Annotated in this window: 19 protein-coding genes; 11 read left to right on the top strand and 8 right to left on the bottom strand. The window is 72.9% G+C overall.

The window, feature by feature from the left end; genetic code table 11:
• Both BGP03_RS27660 and BGP03_RS27655 read right to left on the bottom strand, forming a co-directional pair.
• Complete coding sequence (locus BGP03_RS27660; RefSeq protein WP_298799145.1) at positions 1 to 279, bottom strand: hypothetical protein; 279 nt, start codon at positions 277 to 279, stop codon at positions 1 to 3.
• Positions 276 to 821 carry a TetR/AcrR family transcriptional regulator gene (locus tag BGP03_RS27655; RefSeq protein ID WP_296377431.1) on the bottom strand — a complete coding sequence of 182 codons (546 nt, stop codon included), beginning with the start codon at positions 819 to 821 and terminating at the stop codon, positions 276 to 278. The genes BGP03_RS27660 and BGP03_RS27655 overlap by 4 nt, the downstream gene beginning before the upstream one ends.
• A gap of 24 nt (positions 822 to 845) precedes the next feature.
• On the opposite strand from BGP03_RS27655, the gene BGP03_RS27650 reads away from it, so the two are divergent.
• Genes BGP03_RS27650 through BGP03_RS27640 form a run of 3 tightly spaced genes read left to right on the top strand, consistent with a single transcriptional unit; the run spans position 846 to position 3,484 of the window.
• Positions 846 to 1,262 (top strand): SRPBCC family protein, encoded by a 417-nt coding sequence (locus tag BGP03_RS27650; protein WP_296377432.1) that lies wholly within the window; start codon positions 846 to 848, stop codon positions 1,260 to 1,262.
• Positions 1,263 to 1,273: 11 nt separating this feature from the next.
• The gene (gene gcvT, locus BGP03_RS27645) at positions 1,274 to 2,371 is read left to right on the top strand and encodes a glycine cleavage system aminomethyltransferase GcvT (protein WP_296377433.1); all 1,098 of its coding nucleotides are present in this window, start codon (positions 1,274 to 1,276) and stop codon (positions 2,369 to 2,371) included.
• A 9-nt stretch (positions 2,372 to 2,380) separates the two neighbouring features.
• Complete coding sequence (locus tag BGP03_RS27640) at positions 2,381 to 3,484, top strand: branched-chain amino acid aminotransferase (RefSeq protein WP_296377434.1); 1,104 nt, start codon at positions 2,381 to 2,383, stop codon at positions 3,482 to 3,484.
• A gap of 26 nt (positions 3,485 to 3,510) precedes the next feature.
• Here the strand turns inward: BGP03_RS27640 and BGP03_RS27635 are convergent, their stop codons facing one another.
• The 3 genes from BGP03_RS27635 to BGP03_RS27625 form a co-directional block, all read right to left on the bottom strand.
• The gene (locus BGP03_RS27635) at positions 3,511 to 4,260 is read right to left on the bottom strand and encodes an adenosylcobinamide-GDP ribazoletransferase (protein ID WP_296377435.1); all 750 of its coding nucleotides are present in this window, start codon (positions 4,258 to 4,260) and stop codon (positions 3,511 to 3,513) included.
• The gene (gene cobT / locus BGP03_RS27630) at positions 4,257 to 5,327 is read right to left on the bottom strand and encodes a nicotinate-nucleotide--dimethylbenzimidazole phosphoribosyltransferase (protein WP_296377436.1); all 1,071 of its coding nucleotides are present in this window, start codon (positions 5,325 to 5,327) and stop codon (positions 4,257 to 4,259) included. Before cobT ends, BGP03_RS27635 begins: the two co-directional genes overlap by 4 nt.
• Positions 5,328 to 5,395: 68 nt before the next feature.
• Complete coding sequence (locus BGP03_RS27625) at positions 5,396 to 5,911, bottom strand: bifunctional adenosylcobinamide kinase/adenosylcobinamide-phosphate guanylyltransferase (protein WP_298799144.1); 516 nt, start codon at positions 5,909 to 5,911, stop codon at positions 5,396 to 5,398.
• 23 nt (positions 5,912 to 5,934) lie between these two features.
• Here BGP03_RS27625 and BGP03_RS27620 point away from each other — a divergent pair, with 23 nt between their 5' ends.
• The gene (locus tag BGP03_RS27620) at positions 5,935 to 6,132 is read left to right on the top strand and encodes a hypothetical protein (protein WP_296377438.1); all 198 of its coding nucleotides are present in this window, start codon (positions 5,935 to 5,937) and stop codon (positions 6,130 to 6,132) included.
• A gap of 57 nt (positions 6,133 to 6,189) precedes the next feature.
• Here the strand turns inward: BGP03_RS27620 and BGP03_RS27615 are convergent, their stop codons facing one another.
• Positions 6,190 to 6,813 (bottom strand): DUF3043 domain-containing protein, encoded by a 624-nt coding sequence (locus tag BGP03_RS27615; protein ID WP_296377439.1) that lies wholly within the window; start codon positions 6,811 to 6,813, stop codon positions 6,190 to 6,192.
• Positions 6,814 to 6,851: 38 nt separating this feature from the next.
• On the opposite strand from BGP03_RS27615, the gene BGP03_RS27610 reads away from it, so the two are divergent.
• The 3 genes from BGP03_RS27610 (at position 6,852) to BGP03_RS27600 (ending at position 9,468) form a co-directional block, all read left to right on the top strand.
• Complete coding sequence (locus BGP03_RS27610; RefSeq protein WP_296377440.1) at positions 6,852 to 7,961, top strand: glycerate kinase; 1,110 nt, start codon at positions 6,852 to 6,854, stop codon at positions 7,959 to 7,961.
• Positions 7,962 to 8,058: 97 nt separating this feature from the next.
• The gene (locus BGP03_RS27605) at positions 8,059 to 8,421 is read left to right on the top strand and encodes an iron-sulfur cluster assembly accessory protein (protein WP_296377441.1); all 363 of its coding nucleotides are present in this window, start codon (positions 8,059 to 8,061) and stop codon (positions 8,419 to 8,421) included.
• 120 nt (positions 8,422 to 8,541) lie between these two features.
• Positions 8,542 to 9,468, top strand: coding sequence for a carbohydrate kinase family protein (locus BGP03_RS27600; RefSeq protein ID WP_296377448.1), 927 nt, complete (start codon positions 8,542 to 8,544; stop codon positions 9,466 to 9,468).
• 253 nt (positions 9,469 to 9,721) lie between these two features.
• Here BGP03_RS27600 and asnB read toward each other — a convergent pair whose 3' ends face one another.
• Positions 9,722 to 11,623 carry an asparagine synthase (glutamine-hydrolyzing) gene (gene asnB / locus BGP03_RS27595; RefSeq protein ID WP_298799143.1) on the bottom strand — a complete coding sequence of 634 codons (1,902 nt, stop codon included), beginning with the start codon at positions 11,621 to 11,623 and terminating at the stop codon, positions 9,722 to 9,724.
• Between the two features lie 87 nt (positions 11,624 to 11,710).
• Here asnB and BGP03_RS27590 point away from each other — a divergent pair, with 87 nt between their 5' ends.
• Genes BGP03_RS27590 through BGP03_RS27575 form a run of 4 tightly spaced genes read left to right on the top strand, consistent with a single transcriptional unit; the run spans position 11,711 to position 15,103 of the window.
• Positions 11,711 to 12,676, top strand: coding sequence for a cytochrome c oxidase subunit II (locus tag BGP03_RS27590; protein WP_296377443.1), 966 nt, complete (start codon positions 11,711 to 11,713; stop codon positions 12,674 to 12,676).
• A 9-nt stretch (positions 12,677 to 12,685) separates the two neighbouring features.
• Positions 12,686 to 13,084, top strand: coding sequence for a cytochrome c oxidase subunit 4 (locus tag BGP03_RS27585; protein ID WP_296377444.1), 399 nt, complete (start codon positions 12,686 to 12,688; stop codon positions 13,082 to 13,084).
• 58 nt (positions 13,085 to 13,142) lie between these two features.
• On the top strand, positions 13,143 to 14,588 hold the full coding sequence (locus BGP03_RS27580) for a cytosine permease (protein WP_296377445.1): 1,446 nt from the start codon (positions 13,143 to 13,145) through the stop codon (positions 14,586 to 14,588).
• On the top strand, positions 14,585 to 15,103 hold the full coding sequence (locus BGP03_RS27575) for a cysteine hydrolase (protein WP_298799142.1): 519 nt from the start codon (positions 14,585 to 14,587) through the stop codon (positions 15,101 to 15,103). Before BGP03_RS27580 ends, BGP03_RS27575 begins: the two co-directional genes overlap by 4 nt.
• Before the next feature lie 178 nt (positions 15,104 to 15,281).
• On the opposite strand, the gene BGP03_RS27570 is transcribed toward BGP03_RS27575, so the two are convergent.
• Positions 15,282 to 16,439, bottom strand: coding sequence for an acyl-CoA dehydrogenase family protein (locus tag BGP03_RS27570; protein WP_296377447.1), 1,158 nt, complete (start codon positions 16,437 to 16,439; stop codon positions 15,282 to 15,284).
• Positions 16,440 to 16,949: the final 510 nt, after the last annotated feature.

Below are 16,949 nucleotides of genomic sequence, written 5' to 3'. Positions count from 1 at the left end.
TCAGCTCACGGAGGCTCCCGGTCCGGATGTCGCCGTCGAGCCCGCGCAGCGCCGCCGTCGTCGCGCCCGCCCGGCCGCCCGGGCTGCGTCGGCACCGGTGACGACGGCCCGGGGGCTCGTGAGCGAGGCGAGCAGGTCCGACGCGCCGGGCGTCGGGACCACGTCGCTCAGGTCGTCGTACTGGAGGGCGAGCCGGCGGGGCCGACGCCGCGCCCACCTGCGCGGCGTCGGAGTCGACGAGGTGCCGTCCATGTCGAACAGCACGGGGTCCCATCTCATGGCGTGTATCCCGGCAGGTGCACCTCGGCGGCCGCCCGCACGCCCTCGACGTCGCCGGTGGCGAGCAGGTCCAGCAGCAGCCCGCGGGCCACGGCCAGCCGCAGCCGGGCGTGGGCCCGGGCCTGGTCGCGGGGGATCCCGCTGCGCACCGTGAGCTCGGTGAGGGGACCGAGCCAGTCGTCGACCACCCCGTCGAGCAGCCCGACGGCGTGCGGCCTGCCCTGCAGCGCCTGGCCGTAGAGCTCGAAGAACAGCCGCTCGGACGGCCAGCTTGCGGGGTCGGCGAGCGGTTCCCAGAACCGGCGGGCGAGCTCGCCGGGGGAGAGGTCGGCGTCCATCAGCTCGGCCAGCCGGTCGCGCTGCCGCCGTTCGACGGCCCGCACGATCTCCACGAGCAGGCCCTGTAGCGAGCCGAAGTGGTAGATGACCATCCGGTGGCTGGTGCCCAGCGCCGCCGCGAGTCCGCGCAGGCTGGGCTCGCCGACGCCGTGCGCCGTCACGTACGCCAGGGCGGCGTCAAGGAGATCGTCCCGGGCGGTCATGTACCAGACGGTACATTCGGCGCCATGAGGTTCGAGTACGCCGTGTCGGTCGACGCGGACCCCGGGCGGGTCTGGTCGGTGCTCGCCGACGTCGAGCGCTGGCCGGAGTGGAGCGACTCCACCGACGAGGTACGCCGGCTTGACGACGGCCCGCTCGCGGTGGGGAGCCGGGCGCTGGTCCGCCAGCCCCGGCTGCGGCCCGCGGAGTGGCGGGTCACCGAGCTCGACCCGGCGCGCGGCTTCACCTGGGAGTCCCGCGCGCCCGGCGTCCGCACGGTCGGCGGGCACCACGTCGAGCCGGATGACGGTGGCACGGTCGTGCGGCTGGTGCTGGAACAGTCCGGCCCGGTGGGCGCCGTGGCCGGGCTGCTGATGGGCGGGCTCGTGCGGCGCTACGTCCGGATGGAGGGTGACGGGCTGAAGCGGCGCTGCGAGCAGTAGCGTCCCGGTCCGTGGACGATCTCCTCACCAGCCCCCTGCACGACCGTCATGTGGCCCTCGGCGCCACCCTCGGCGCGTTCGGGGGGTGGTCGATGCCCATCTCCTACCCGGACGGGACCGTCGCCGAGCACACCGCCGTGCGCGAGGCCGTCGGCGTGTTCGACGTCAGCCACCTCGGCAAGCTCGCCATCACCGGTCCGGGCGCCGCGGAGTTCGTCAACCGCTGCTTCACCGCCGACCTCGCCAAGATCGGCCCCGGCCACGCGCAGTACACGCTGTGCTGCACCGACACCGGCGGCGTCGTCGACGACATCATCGTCTACCTGGTGGGTCCCGACGAGGTGCTCGCCGTGCCGAACGCGGCCAACGCCGCGCAGGTGGCGCAGATGCTGCGGGCCGCCGCACCCGAGGGCGTCGCGATCACCGACCGGCACCGGGAACTGGCCGTCGTCGCCGTGCAGGGGCCGCTCGCCGGCGCGCTGCACGCCACGATGTTCACGGGCTTCGAGGCCGTCTCCGATCTCGACTACATGGCCTTCGGCGACGCCGGTGCCGTGCGCGTGTGCCGCACCGGCTACACCGGCGAGCGCGGCTACGAGCTGCTCGTGCCGTGGGACTCCGCGCCGGGGATCTGGGACGCGCTGATGGCCGGCGCCGAGTCGCTCGGCGGCCGCGCGTGCGGCCTCGCCGCCCGCGACACCCTGCGCACCGAGATGGGCTACCCGCTGCACGGCCAGGACCTCTCGGTGGACATCTCGCCCGTGCAGGCCGGCAGTGGCTGGGCCGTCGGCTGGTCGAAGCCGGAGTTCTGGGGCCGCGAGGCGCTGGTCGCCGAGAAGGAGATCGGGCCGGCCCGGCGCCTTCGCGGGCTCAAGGCCACCGGGCGCGGCATCCCGCGTCCCGGCATGGACGTGCTGGCCGACGGCACGCGCGTCGGCGTCACCACGTCGGGCACCTTCTCGCCCACGCTGAAGGCGGGCATCGCGCTCGCGTTGATCGAGACCTCGTCGGGGATCGGGCTCGACGACACCGTCACCGTCGACGTCCGGGGCCGCGGGCTCGAGGCCACCGTGGTCAAGCCGCCGTTCGTCGCGTCGCACGTGCGTTAACGTGAACCCATGAGCGCGTTCACCCGCACCCCGAACCCCACCCCGACCTCGCCGGAGCGGCGTGCGGAGATCCTGGCCGCGCCCGGCTTCGGCCGGTACTTCACCGACCACATGGTGACGATCCGCTGGTCGGAGGGGCAGGGCTGGCACGACCCCGCCGTGGTGCCGTACGGGCCGCTGCAGCTCGACCCCGCGTCGATGGTGCTGCACTACGGCCAGGAGATCTTCGAGGGGCTCAAGGCCTACCGCCAGCCCGACGGCTCCATCGCCTCGTTCCGCCCCGACGCCAACGCGGCGCGCTTCCGCGGCTCGGCGGCCCGGCTGGCGATGGCGGAGCTGCCGGAGGAGCTGTTCATCGGCTCGATCTCGGAGCTGCTCGCCGTCGACCACGAGTGGGTGCCCGCCGCCGGTGGCGAGGACTCGCTCTACCTGCGCCCGTTCATGCTGGCCACCGAGGTGGGGCTGGGCGTGCGGCCGTCGGCGGAGTACCTCTACGCGCTGATCGCCTCGCCAGCGGGGCCGTACTTCTCGGGTGACCTCAAGCCCGTCGACGTGTGGCTGTCCACCGAGTACACCCGCTCCGCCGCGGGTGGCACCGGCACCGCGAAGTGCGGCGGCAACTACGCCGCGTCGCTGCTGCCGCAGGCCCAGGGCGCGGCCCACGGCTGCGCGCAGGTGGCCTACCTCGACGCCGAGGAGCGCACGTGGATCGACGAGATGGGGTCCAACAACCTCTTCTTCGTCTACGGCTCGGGTGACCAGACGGAGATCGTCACGCCGTCGCTCACTGGCAGCATCCTCGCCGGCATCACCCGCGACTCGCTGCTCGTGCTGGCCAAGGAGCTCGGTTGCCAGGTCACCGAGCGGCGCATCTCGGGCCAGGAGTGGCTCGACGGCGCGGCCGACGGCACCATCACCGAGGTCTTCGGCTGCGGCACGGCCGCGGTGATCACCCCCATCGGCGGTGTGAAGCACACCGGCGGCGAGGTCGTGGTGGCCGACGGCAGGCCGGGGCCGATCACGACGCAGCTCCGCGAGCTGCTGACGAACATCCAGCGGGGGACGTCGCAGGACACGCACAGCTGGATGCACACCCTGCACCCCGCCCCCTGACCCGACGTGCGGCACTGTCGTCGGACCTAGGCGACGAGTGTGCCGCTCGTCGTGAGGGCGACCAGCACCGCGAGCACCGAGAGCTCGCTCGCTGCCCCCAGCACGTCGCCGGTCATACCGCCGAAGCGGCGGTTCGTGTGCCAGGACAGGGCGATCACCAGCACGGCACCCAGGGCCACCCCGACCACACCGCGGACGCCGGTCAGCGCGTAGCCCGCGCCGGCCAGCACCACCCACCACCCGATGGCCACCCACCACGGCTGCGAGCCGGCGACGGTGGCGCCCAGCCCGCCCGGTCGGGCCGCCGCCACCCCGCGCCGCGCGACCCACGCGAACCCGGCCCGGCCCGCGGCTGCGGCGAGCGCCAGGGACCAGGGCGCCGACCACGGGGGCAGGGACGCCAGCGCCGCCGCCTGCGCCCCGACCGCGACGAGCAGCGTCACCACTGCGAACGGGCCCGCACCGCCGTCGCGCATGACGGCCAGTGCGCGCTCGGGCGGGCCGTAGCAACCGAGGCCGTCGGCGGTGTCGGCGAGGCCGTCGAGGTGCATGCCGCGGGTGGCCAGACCCAGGAACCCGACGACGAGCAACCCCGTCACCAGGGCCGGGACGCCGAGCAGGCGTAGCCCCAGCAGCAGCGCTCCGCCGACCACACCGAGCAGCGCCCCCACCAGCGGGGCCCAGCGCAGCGCCGCGGCGGCCGTGCGGGCATCGGGGGCGCCGGTGCGGACCGGCAGGACCGTGAGCCAGCTCAGGGCGAGAGCGAGGCTCGTCACTCGACGGGCGCGCCAGCCGGCGTCCCGGCCGCCGACGGCACGGCAGCCGGTGGTTCGGCGACCGCCGTCTCGGCCACCAGCCGCGCCGCCATCTGCACGAGCGGGACGACCGCGGCCGCACCCGTGCCGTCACCGAGCCGGATGCCGAGGTCGACGAGCGGCGGCAGCCCGAGCCGGTCGATGACCAGCGACATGGCGGGCTCGGGGGAGCGCCCCGCGGCCAGCCACCACTCCTTGGCGCCGGGGGCGATCTCGTCGGCCAGGAGGGCCGCTGCGCCCACCACCAGCCCGTCGAGCAGGACCGGGGTCTTCCGCAGCGCGGCCTGCACGAGGAACCCGGCGAGCACGGCGAGGTCGGCGCCGCCGGCGGTGGCCAGCACCGTCATGGGGTCGCGCAGGTACGGCTTGCCCCGGCGCATCGCGTCGCGGACGGCGGCGGCCTTGCGCATCCAGCCGTTGTCGTCGATACCGCTGCCCCGACCGATCACGGCCACCGGCTCGACGCCGCACAGCAGCGCGACCAGGACGGAGGCCGGAGTGGTCGCCCCGACGCCCAGCGAGGAGGGGACGAGCAGGTCGGCGCCCGCGTCCACCTCCTCGTCGACGAGTGCGCGCCCGATCGCGACCGCCCGCTCGGCCTCGTCGGCGGTGAGGGCGTCCTCGCGGTCGATGCGCCCGCTGCCGCGCCGCACCCGGTAGCGCTCGAGCGCTCCGTCCTGCGGCTCGTGGTCCACGCCGACGTCCACGACGCGCACCGACGCCCCGGCGACGGTCGCGACGACGGTGACGGGCGCGTTCTGCTCGCGGATCGACTCGACCTGGCGCGCGGTCGCGCCCGGGGGATCGGCCGAGACACCGGCGGCGGCGATCCCGTGGTCGGCGGCGATCACGACGACACGGGGCCGGCCGGGCGGCCGCGGCGGGCACTGCCCCTGCACGGCGGCGAGCCACACGCCCAGGTCGGCGAGGCGACCCAGGGCCCCGGTGGGCACGGCGAGCAGGGAGTACTGCGCCACGGCGGTGCGCCGGGCGTCGGCGTCCGGGGCGGTGACGGCGGGGAGATCCACGGGCTCTTCCTACAGGCACCCTCGTGCGCGGATATCAGTGCCCCGGCACTGATATCCGCGCACAGGGGCTATTTGAGACGAACCGGCAACCCGGCCACCAGCAGCAGCACCTCGTCGCACACGGCGGCCAGCGCCGCGTTGAGCGCGCCGAGCTCGTCGCGGAACAGCCGCCCGGACCGCGTGGCGGGCACGACCCCCAGCCCCACCTCGGCGGAGACCAGCACGACCTCTCCCGGTGCGGACGCCACGGCGTCGACCAGTGCGGTGGTCGAGGGACCGATGTCGGCCCCGCCCTCCCACGCGCCGGCGTCGTCGAGGACGTTGGTGAGCCAGGTGGCCAGGTCGTCGACCAGCAGCGGCCCGCCACCGGCCGTCACGATCGCGGACACGTCGGGCTCCTCGACGGTGACCCAGCCGGCCGGGCGGCGCACCCGGTGGGCCTCCAGCCGGGCCGTCCACTCGGCGTCGTCCGCCCGGCGCCGCGCGGTGGCGAGGTAGCGGACGGGGACGTCGGCGGGCATCAGGTCCTCGGCGTAGCGGGACTTGCCGGACCGGGTTCCGCCGAGGACGAGCGTGCGGGTCACCGCTGCACGTTAACGTGGGGAACGTGGCTTTCTACTGGCGGTACCAGACCCCCCACGGCATCCCCGACGGCCCGCCCCAGGAGGAGTTCGACGACCAGGCCGAGGCCGAGGCGTGGTTCTCCACCACCTGGGAGGAACTGCGCGCGCAGGGCGTCCAGGCCGTCGTGCTGATGGACGGCGACGACGAGGTCTACGGCCCCATGAGCCTCGACGAGGGCTAGGAGGGTGCTGAAGAGCTCCGGCCGTAGCGCAGTAGGCCCGAGTTCTTCAGCGCGCTCCTAGGGGTTCGCGCCCCGCTGCACCCGCGGCTTCGGGATGCGCAGCTTGCGGAGCTGGCTGGCGCGGGTGAACGTGTACCAGCCTGTGGCCAGCCCGCCGATCTGCGCGTCGGGGAACTTGGCGCGCGCCTTCCGCGTGGTGGTCAGGCCGAGCAGGATGCCCTCACCGATCATCGTGACGAGCGCGATGAGGCTGAACAGGCTCAGGTACTGCTGCAGGCCCGGGAACGGCAGCACCACCGACAGCACGACGATCACCGCGAGCGGCATGAACAGGCCCATGAGGTGCGGGCGCGAGTCGACGACGTCGCGGATGTAGGCCTTGACCGGCCCGCGGTCGCGCGGCATCAGGTACTTGTCATCGCCCGCCGCCATGCGCTCGCGCCGCTCGGCCGACTGACGGCGCTGCTCGGCCTTGTCGGGCCGGTTGGCGCGCGCGAGGCGCGCGGCCTCGCGCTGGGTGCGCGGCGGGGGCGGGGCGGGGCCGCGCCGCTTGGCCTCGGCCTCGCGCCGCTTCGGCGTGGGGCGACCCTTGCCCCCGACGCGGACGGTGTCGGCCGGGCCCTGCGCAGGCGCGGGCTCGTCGACCTTGGCGGTGTCGCTGGACCGGCGCAGTAACCTCACGGCTCCCACCATACGGGCTCGTCATTAAGGTCACGCAGATGCGCGTGGTGGTGGCTCCTGATTCCTTCGGCGGCACGCTCAGTGCCACTGCGGCCGCCGAGGCCATCGCGGAGGGCTGGCGCCGCACCGCCCCCGACGACGAGCTGCACCTGCTGCCGCTGGCCGACGGCGGCACCGGATTCGTCGACGTCCTGCACGCGGCGCTGGGCGGCACCTGGCACGAGCGGGAGGTCACCGGCCCGTCCGGGGAGCCCGTCGCGGCCCGGTGGCTGCGGATCGGCGACACCGCCTACCTGGAGTCCGCCGCCGCGGCCGGGCTGCACCTCGTGCCGCGGGAGCGCCGCACCCCCGAGGTCGCGCGGGGCGTCACCACCCGCGGGGTGGGGGAGCTGATGGCCGACGCCCGACGGGCCGGCGTCACGGAGATCGTCGTCGGGCTCGGCGGCACCGCCACCAGCGACGGCGGTGCCGGGATGCTCGCCGCGCTGGGGGCCGTGCCCGTCGACGCCGCCGGAACACCGGTGCCCGACGGCTCGCCCGCCACCGCGGTCCGGCTCGACGGCGCCCCCGGGCTGGACGGCGTGCGGCTCGTCGCCGCGGCCGACGTCGACAACCCGCTGCTCGGTCCGCACGGCGCCGCCGCGGTGTTCGGGCCGCAGAAGGGCGCCGACGCGGCCACCGTCGCGGCGCTGGACGCGGCCCTCGCGCGGTTCGCCGACGTGCTGGCGGGCCTCGGCCGCGACGTCCGCGACGAGTCCGGTGCGGGAGCCGCCGGCGGGCTCGGCGCCGCGCTGCTGGCCCTCGGGGCCACCCGCGTCTCGGGCGCCGGGCTGGTGCGCGAGCTCGTCGGCCTCGACGCCCAGCTGGACCACGCCGACCTGGCGATCACCGGCGAGGGCAGCTTCGACTGGCAGTCGCTGCGCGGGAAGCTCATCACCGCCGTGGCCCGCGGCGCCGCCGACCGGGGCGTGCCGTGCGTGGTGCTGGCGGGGCAGGTCAGTGTGGGGCGGCGCGAGGCGGGGGCCGTGGGCGTCGACTCCGCCTACTCCGTGGCCGACGACGCGGGCGGTGTCGAGGCGTCGATGGCCGACCCCGCCGGGACCCTGGCTGCCCTCGCGGCCAGGGTGGCGACGCGCTGGAGTCGCTGATCGGTGGCGCGGATCACCGCACGCGTGCACCACCGGGGCGTTCGGGGCCTACTATGGGGCGGGAACACGAACTGCCCCGCTCGTTGTTGGGAGAGCCATGACCGTCGAGAACCAGACCGCTCCGGAGACCGAGACCCACGGAGTCGAGCTCACCGACACCGCTGCTCTCAAGGCCCGCACCCTTCTCGAGCAGGAGGGCCGCGATGACATGCACCTGCGCATCGCCGTGCAGCCCGGTGGCTGTGCCGGCCTGCGCTACCAGCTGTTCTTCGACGACCGCTCCCTCGATGGCGATCTCTTCCGGGAGTACAACGGCCTCAAGGTCGGCGTCGACCGGATGAGCGCGCCGTACCTGCAGGGTGCCGTCATCGACTTCGTCGACACCATCGAGAAGCAGGGTTTCACGATCGACAACCCGAACGCGGGCGGCTCCTGCGCCTGCGGCGACTCGTTCAACTGAGCCGTTCGTCACCCGAACCCCGGTCGTGATCCTCACGGCCGGGGTTCGCGCGTTCCGCACCCGGTAAGGTGACCCGACGTGCCCATCGCCGTGACCGGTTCCATCGCCACCGACCACCTCATGCACTTCCCGGGGAAGTTCGCCGACCAGATCGTCGCCGAGCAGCTCGACCGGATCTCGCTGAGCTTCCTGGTCGACGACCTCGCCATCCGCAAGGGTGGGTCGGGCGCCAACATCGCCTTCGGGCTCGGTGTGCTGGGGCAGCGGCCGCTGCTCGTCGGTGCGGTGGGCGGTGACTTCGCCGAGTACCAGCAGTGGCTGGAGTCCCACGGCGTCGACTGCTCGGCCATCCTCGTGTGCCCCGACGTGCACACCGCGCGCTTCGTCTGCACCACCGACGACGACATGCGCCAGATCGGCTCGTTCTACACCGGCGCGATGGCCCGCTCGGGCGAGGTCAGGCTGGCCCCGCTGGTGGACCGCAACCTGGACCTCGTGCTGATCGGCGCGAGCGACCCGGGCTCGATGGTGGCGCTCACGCAGGAGTGCCGGGACCTGGGCCTGCCGTTCGCCGCGGACGTCTCCCAGCAGGTCACCCGCATGGAGGGCCCGGAGATCCGGCAGCTCGTCGAGGGTGCGCGCTACCTCATGACCAACGACTACGAGTGGGACCTGCTGCTGCAGAAGACCGGGTGGACCGCCTCCCAGGTGGCCGGCGTCATCGACACCCGCATCACCACCCTCGGCGAGCACGGCGTGCACATCGTGGGCAAGGACGGCGAGCTCAAGGTCGGGGTCGTGCCCGAGACCGGCAAGGTCGACCCCACCGGCGTCGGCGACGCCTTCCGCGCCGGCTTCCTCGCGGCCATCGCCGGCGGGTTGTCGATGGAGCGCGGCGCCCAGCTCGGCGCGCTCGTGGCCGTCCAGGTGCTGGAGACCGACGGCGGCCAGGAGTGGGTCTGGGACCGCGCCCACGGCGTCGAGCGCCTGCGCGACGCGTACGGCCCCGACGCGGCCGCCGAGATCGAGGCCGTCCTCCCCACCTGACGGCCACCGGCGAGCGCGCCGTCCCGGGTTCCGGTCGCCCGCCCACGCGAGGATCGTGATCGTCCGCACGTCGACTCCCCGCGCACGGCGGCGTGGTGCGACCGGCTCCGGTCATGCTCGGCCACCCGTCACCGTGATCGCCGTGCACGGCACGTCACGGCCGTGACGGGGCCGGAACGTGCGGTCGGCGACGATCACGGCCGGGAGGGGCGCGACGCCATTCCGGCAGCGGCCGCCGCCGGTTCACGGCGGGTCAGAGGCGCACGGGGTAGGCCGGCTCCGGGATCTCGGGACGGATGCGCTGCTCCACGAAGATGCCGTGCCAGATCAGGAACACCAGCAGCGTCCAGATGCGGCGGCTGTGGTCGATCGGGCCGACGCGGTGCGCGTCGAGCATGCGCTGGACGGCGACGAGGTCGACGAGGTGGTCGGCCTGGGAGTCGCGGATGATGTCGCGCGCCCAGGTGTACATCTCGTCGCGCAGCCAGTGCCGGATCGGCACGGGGAAGCCGAGCTTGCGCCGGTGCAGCACGTGGGCGGGCACGATCCCGGCCAGCGCCTTGCGCAGCGCCAGCTTCGTCGTGTTCTCCCCGAGCTTCTCCGACTGCGGCAGCCCGGACGCCACGGCGAACACCTCGGGATCGAGGAACGGCACGCGCAGCTCGAGCGAGTTGGCCATCGTCATCTTGTCGGCCTTGACGAGGATGTCGCCGCGCAGCCACGTGAACAGGTCGACGTGCTGCATCCGCGACACCGGGTCCCACGCCGCCGAGTCGCGGTAGTGCGGTGCCGTGACGTCGGTGTGGCTGCGACGGGGGTCGTACTGGCGCATCACGCCGCCGAGCTGGTCGTCGTGGAAGATCCGCGCGTTGCCGTAGTAGCGCTCCTCCAGCGGGAGCGCGCCGCGGCGCAGCAGGTCCTTGCCGCGCATGCCCTCCGGCAGTCGCGTGGAGGCCTTGCCGATCAGGCCGCGCAGCGAGCCGGGCACCTTCTCGAACGGCGCCAGCGACAGCGGCTCGTGGTAGATCGTGTAGCCGCCGAACAGCTCGTCGGCGCCCTCGCCCGAGAGCACCACCTTGACGTGCTGGCGCGCCTCGCGGGCCACGAACCACAGCGGCACCAGCGCGGGGTCGGCCACGGGGTCGTCGAGGTACCAGACGATGCTCGGCAGCGCGTCCATCATCTCGTCGGGCTTGACGGTGCGCACGACGTGCCGCACACCGATGGACGCGGCCGACTCCGCGGCCACGTCGACCTCGGAGTAGCCCTCCCGCTCGAAGCCGGTGGTGAACGTGATCAGGTCGGGGTTGTGCTCCTTGGCCAGCGCCGCGATGGCCGTGGAGTCGATGCCGCCGGAGAGGAACGCGCCCACCGTGACGTCGGCGCGCATGTGCTTGGCCACCGAGTCGCGCAGGGCGTCGGCGATCTTGGCGTGCAGCGTGGGTCCGGTGCCGCCGCCGGTGTGGAAGACGGGGGTGAAGTAGCGCTCGTGATCGGGTTCGCGGCCCGGCCGGGCGGTGACGTAGGTGCCCGACTCCACCCGGCGGATCGCGCGATGCATCGACGCCGGCTCGGGCACGTACTGGAGCAGGAGGTAGTGCTGCAGCGCGACCGGGTCCAGGTCACCGGCGAGCCCCAGCGACGGCAACAGCTCCAGCAGGCTCTTCTTCTCGCTGGCGAACGCGATGCCCGCGGGGCCCTGCGCCACGAACAGCGGCTTGATGCCGAACGGGTCGCGCGCGCAGAACAGGACGCGCTCCTGGGCGTCCCAGATGAGGAACGCGAACATCCCGCGCAGCCGGCTCACCGCGGCCGGGCCCCAGTGGTGGAACGCCGCGACGACGGCCTCCGTGTCGCCCTCGGTGGCGAACGTGGCCCCGTGCTTGCGCGCCAGCTCCTCGCGCAGCTCCAGGTAGTTGTAGATCTCGCCGTTGAAGACGATGGAGTAGCGGCCGTCGAGGTAGTGCAGCGGCTGGTGGCTGTGCTCCACGTCGATGATGGACAGCCGGTTGAACCCGAACACGACGTCGGGGTCGTGCCAGGTGCCCGTCTCGTCCGGTCCGCGGTGGCGTTGACAGCGCATGGCCGCAGCGACCGCGTCGGTTCGGGCGGCGGCGTCGCCGCCGGTGGTCAGCAGTCCCAGCAGTCCACACACAGCGAGTCAGTATGCCGACCCCGCCACGACGCCCCGGGGCCCGCACCCGACAAGCGATTCCGGTACCCCCTCGGCTAGTCTCTACGCGTGGTCGAAAGAGAAGAACGACGCGGGGGCTCGACGAGGGCCCGGGCGGCCAAGCTGGGCGCACTGGCGCTGCTGGTCATCCCGCTCACCACCGGGTGTTCCGTCCAGGACGTCATCCGCTTCGGGTGGCCGGTAGGGGTCACGCCGCAGGCCGAGTCGATGCGACACCTGTGGACCTACGCCGCCCTCGCCGCCCTCGCGGTCGGGGCCATCACCTGGGGCGCGATGTTCTGGGCGATGGCGTTTCACCGCAAGAAGAAGGGCAGCGACGACACGCCGCCCCGCCAGACGCAGTACAACCTGCCCGTCGAGATCGTCTTCACGGTCATCCCGACGATCATCGTGGCGGTGCTGTTCGCCTTCACGATCAACGTGCAGAACTACGTCGAGAAGGACACGGCCACCGACGTGACCGTGAACGTCACGGGCTTCCAGTGGAACTGGCGCTTCGACTACCCCGACACCAAGGCGCCCACGGGTGGAATGGTCAGCACGCTGGGCACCAGCGAGACCATCCCGATCCTGGTGCTGCCCACGGGCAAGAGCATCAAGTTCGTCCAGCGCTCGAACGACGTCATCCACAGCTTCTTCGTTCCGGAGTTCCTCTTCAAGCGCGACGTGTTCCCGATGCCCGAGGTCAACGACCAGGACAACACCTGGCAGATCGACAGCATTGACAAGGAAGGCGCCTTCGTCGGACGCTGCGCGGAGCTGTGCGGCAGCTACCACTCGCAGATGAACTTCGAGGTCCGGGCCGTCTCGCCCGCCCTCTACGACCGCTGGATCGCGCTGCGCGAGCAGAACAACCCGGCCACGGGTGCGCCCTACACCGCCGGTGAGGCGCTCGGAGCCCTCAACTGCGGCCAGCTGTGCACGCCGCGGGCCTACACCACCTACCCGTTCACGACGGACCGCACGCAGCGCTCGGCGTCCGAGCCCGCCGCGCTGCAGGTCACGGGAAACTGAGGCGCAGCGATGAAGGTCGAATCCCGCATCTTCGAGATCGTCACCGCGTTCTTCTTCCTGTGCGCCATCGTCTACAGCGTGCTGGCGCACGAGCCGGTGGGGATGGCGGCGCTGTTCCTCACCGGTGGCCTCGCGCTCATCGTCGGCACCTACTTCCGGTTCGTCTCGCGGCGGCTGGAGGAGCGCCCGGAGGACAACCCGGAGGCCGAGGTCTCCGACGGTGCCGGTGACCTGGGCTTCTTCTCCCCGGGCAGCTACTGGCCCGTCACGCTGGCCGCCTCGGCGGCGCTGGTGGCCATCTCGCTGGCGTTCTTCTACATCTGGGCGCTCGTCATCGCCGGGGTGCTGCTGATCATCTCGGTGGGTGGGCTCGTGTTCGAGTACCACCTGCGTCCGTCCGACCACTGACGTCTAGATCGTCCTGCGTCTACCCTTCGCCCGTCAGCACCGGCGAAGGGAGACCGTCGTGGTCGATGTTCAGAAGTCCGGCGGCCTGAGCGTCGAGGCCAACGGCATCAACGTGATCACCGACGCCGAGCGCAAGGGCCGGCCGGCGCAGCTGTTCTGGCCCTGGTTCGGCGCCAACGTCTCGGTCTTCGGCCTGACGTACGCGGCGTTCGCGCTGCAGTTCGGCATCTCGTTCGTCCAGGCGCTGATCGCGGGCCTCGTCGGGATCGTGTTCTCGTTCCTGCTCTGCGGGTACATCGCGCTGGCGGGCAAGCGCGGCTCCGCGCCCACGATGGTGCTCTCGCGGGCCGCGTTCGGCGTCAACGGCAACAAGCTGCCCACCGCGATCTCCTGGCTGTTGACGGTCGGGTGGGAGACGGCGCTGACGATCCTGGCGGTGCTGGCCACGTCCACCGTGTTCACCCAGCTCGGGCTGGGTGGCGGCACCGAGGTCAAGCTCGTGGCGCTGCTGGTGGTCGCCGGGCTGACGGTCGGCGCGGGCGTGCTCGGCTTCGACGTCATCATGCGGCTGCAGACGATCATCACCGTCATCACGGGGGTGCTGACGGTCGTCTACTTCGTGCTGATCGGACCCACCATCGACGTCTCGGCCGTCATGGCGCTGCCGTCCGGCTCCTTCGAGGCCGCGATCGGCGCCTTCGTGTTCCTGCTCACGGGGTTCGGACTGGGCTGGGTCAACGCGGCGGCCGACTACTCCCGCTACCTGCCGCGCTCGGCCTCCTCGCGCGGTGTCGTGGGCTGGACGACGTTCGGCTCGTCGGTGGCGCCGGTGGTCCTGCTGCTTCTGGGTCTGCTGCTCGCCGGCTCGTCGCCCGACCTGCTGAGCAAGGTCGGCGCCGACCCCGTCGGCTCCCTTGCCGCACTGCTGCCCACGTGGTTCCTCGTCCCGTTCGCGCTCGTGGCGGTGCTCGGGCTCGTCGGTGGAGCGGTGCTGGACATCTACTCGTCGGGTCTGGCGCTGCTGACCCTCGGCCTGCGCACCCCGCGCTGGACGGCCGCGCTCATCGACGGCGTGCTGCTCGTGATCGGCACCGTCGCGGTCGTGTTCTTCGCCGGCGACTTCATCGGCCCGTTCCAGGGGTTCCTCTACACGCTCGGCGTGCCCGTCGCGGCGTGGGCGGGGATCATGCTGGCCGACATCGCGCTGCGCAGCCGCGACTACGCCGAGCCCGAGCTGTTCGACGCGGGCGGCCGCTACGGCAGCGTGCAGTGGACGGCCGTGGGGCTGCTCGTGGTCGGCACGGTGCTGGGCTGGGGGCTGGTGACCAACACCACCACGGCGATCCTGACGTGGCAGGGCTACCTGCTCGACCCGTTCGGCCTCGGCGGTCGCGAGGGCGCCTGGGCGTTCGCCAACCTGGGGGTCCTCGTGGCGCTGGTCGTCGGCTTCGTCGGCACGCTGCTGCTGAGCCGGGCGCGGGTGCGCGCCCAGGAGGCCCGGTGACGGCGTACCTGGCGGTGATCGACATGCAGCGGGTGTTCGGGGAGCCGTCGAGCCCGTGGGCGACGCCCGGCTACGCCGCGATCGTGCCGGCCGTGCAGGCCCTCGTGGCGGCGTTCGGCGACGCCGTGACGTTCACGCGGTTCGTCGCCCCCGCGCAGCCGCAGGGGGCGTGGGCGGAGTACTACGCGCAGTGGCCGTTCGCGCTGCAGCCGCCCGATGCCGCGCTGTGGGATCTGACCAGCGGTCTCGCCGGTCCGACCGTGGACGCCACGACGTTCGGCAAGTGGGAGGTCCTCACCGACCGGGTCGGGGACGCGACGCTCGTGCTGTGCGGGGTGTCCACCGACTGCTGCGTGCTCTCCACCGCGCTGGCCGCCGCGGACGCCGGGGTGCGCGTGCAGGTGGTGGCCGACGCGTGCGCGGGCGTCGACGAGGCGAGCCACCGCAAGACCCTCGACGTGCTCGCGCTCTACGGGCCGCTCGTGGAGGTCGTCAGCAGCGAGGACGTGCTCTGACCGCGACTCGCGCACGCGAAAGCGCCGACTCGCGCACGCGAAAGCGCCGACTCGCGGGCGGGAAAGCGCCGATCGGCGACCTGTTCGAGCAGACGGGAGAGCTGGGTCCTGGCTTCGTGGATGGTGACCTTCACCGTCACGGCGCCCTCCTCAGCGTCCTTGGCTCAGTCCAGTCCGGTCACGCGCGGGCGGCCTTGCCCAGGGCGCCGCGGGCGATGATCACCTGCTGGATCTGGCTCGTGCCCTCGTAGATGCGGAACAGCCGCGCGTCGCGGTAGAAGCGCTCCACCGCCACCCCGCGGATGTAGCCCGCGCCGCCGTGGATCTGCACGGCGCGGTCGGCCACCCGGCCCACCATCTCGCTCGCGAAGTACTTGGCCGCCGACGGGCCCTGCACCGTGTCGGTGCCGGCGTCGTAGGCCCGGGCGACGTCGAGCACGAGGGCGCGGCCGGCGTAGTGGTCGGTGACCGAGTCGGCGATCAGGCCCTGGATCAGCTGGAACGCCGCGATGGGCTTGCCGCCCTGCTCGCGGGTCTGGGCGAACTCGACCGACTCGTGCACGAGCCGCCCGGCCATCCCGACGCACAGCGCGGCGATGTGGGCGCGGCCGTGGGCGAGGCACTTGGCGGCGATCTGGAAGCCCACGTCGAGGCCCTCCTCGCCGCCGACAAGGGCCTCGGCGGGAACGCGCACGTCGTCGAGGTAGACGTCCGAGGTCCAGGTGCCCATCTGGCCCATCTTGTGGTCGCGGGCGCCGAACGTGAGGCCCGGCGTGCCGGCCGGAACCAGGAACGTGGAGATGCCCTTGTTGCCGACCGCGTCGGGGTTGGTGCGGGCGAACACCATGACGACGTCGGCGACGAGCGCGTTGGTGATGTAGCGCTTGGAGCCGTTGAGCACCCAGTCGGTGCCGTCGCGCTTCGCGGTGGTGGACAGGCCGGACGGGTCGGAGCCGGCATCGGCCTCGGTGAGCCCGAACGAGGCCGTGACCTCGCCGGAGGCCAGTCGGGGCAGCCAGGACGCCTTCTGCTCCTCGGTGCCGCCCTTGATCAGCACCTGGCCCGCGATGCCGTTGTTGGTGCCGAACAGCGAGCGCAGCGCGGGGGTGGTCCAGCCCAGCTCGAAGGCGAGCTTGGCCTCCTCCTCCAGCGTGAGACCCAGCCCGCCGTAGGACTCGGGGATGGCGAAGCCGTAGAGGCCCATGTCCTTGCAGGCCGCGATGATCGCGTCGGGGACCTGGTCCTCGGCGTCGATCTGTTCCTCGAGCGGCACGACCTCGGTGCGTACGAAGTCGCGTACCGAGGACAGGATGGCGGTGAGGTCGGCGTCGTCCACGGGCAGAACGTTACCTCCCGGTAGGCACCCCCGCCCCGACCGATCGCATCCCTCCGACAGGCGCCACTCGAAAGGCCGTAGCCACACACGCATCTCAGAGCCTGGCGCCGTTCACGTCGCCGTCGCAGATCGAGCCGACCGCGGTGAGGAACCGGAACGTCAAGCCGGTCGGCATCCGCCCCGGCACGGTGCCGGTGGTGGAGCAGTTCGCGTCCGACCGCCGCTGCGGCCCGCGACGCGGGTGGTGGGATCGTCGCCCACGACGATCCCACCGAGCAGGTGACGCCGTCCGCGCCGCACGCGCTGACCGTGGACAGCACGCCGCAGCCGGGCGGGAGACGCTGCCGGCGCAGCCCGAGATGACTGATGCCCAGGTCGATGGTCGTGGGCCTGAGAGTGATCGTTGGACGGGTTGGCCGGGGTGGTGGTTGTGCCCGATCGCGGCGGTCGGGGCGGGTGGTCGGTGGTAGGCCCGGGCGGCGGCACCGGTGATGGTGTGTCCGCCGTGTT

This window comes from Pseudonocardia sp. 73-21, assembly GCF_001899645.1.
In the GTDB taxonomy this organism is placed as follows: Bacteria; Actinomycetota; Actinomycetes; order Mycobacteriales; family Pseudonocardiaceae; genus Pseudonocardia.
Note: the sequence above shows the minus strand (reverse complement) of the source record. Positions and strands in the feature narration are given on the sequence as shown.

Bases quoted from the DNA above. Each gene is read 5' to 3' on its own strand.
- BGP03_RS27655 (WP_296377431.1), bottom strand. From the start codon at position 821: ATGACCGCCCGGGACGATCTCCTTGACGCCGCCCTGGCGTACGTGACG.
- BGP03_RS27660 (WP_298799145.1), bottom strand. From the start codon at position 279: ATGAGATGGGACCCCGTGCTGTTCGACATGGACGGCACCTCGTCGACT.
- BGP03_RS27585 (WP_296377444.1), top strand. From the start codon at position 12,686: ATGAAGGTCGAATCCCGCATCTTCGAGATCGTCACCGCGTTCTTCTTC.
- BGP03_RS27605 (WP_296377441.1), top strand. From the start codon at position 8,059: ATGACCGTCGAGAACCAGACCGCTCCGGAGACCGAGACCCACGGAGTC.
- BGP03_RS27610 (WP_296377440.1), top strand. From the start codon at position 6,852: ATGCGCGTGGTGGTGGCTCCTGATTCCTTCGGCGGCACGCTCAGTGCC.
- BGP03_RS27650 (WP_296377432.1), top strand. From the start codon at position 846: ATGAGGTTCGAGTACGCCGTGTCGGTCGACGCGGACCCCGGGCGGGTC.
- BGP03_RS27640 (WP_296377434.1), top strand. From the start codon at position 2,381: ATGAGCGCGTTCACCCGCACCCCGAACCCCACCCCGACCTCGCCGGAG.
- BGP03_RS27600 (WP_296377448.1), top strand. From the start codon at position 8,542: ATGCACTTCCCGGGGAAGTTCGCCGACCAGATCGTCGCCGAGCAGCTC.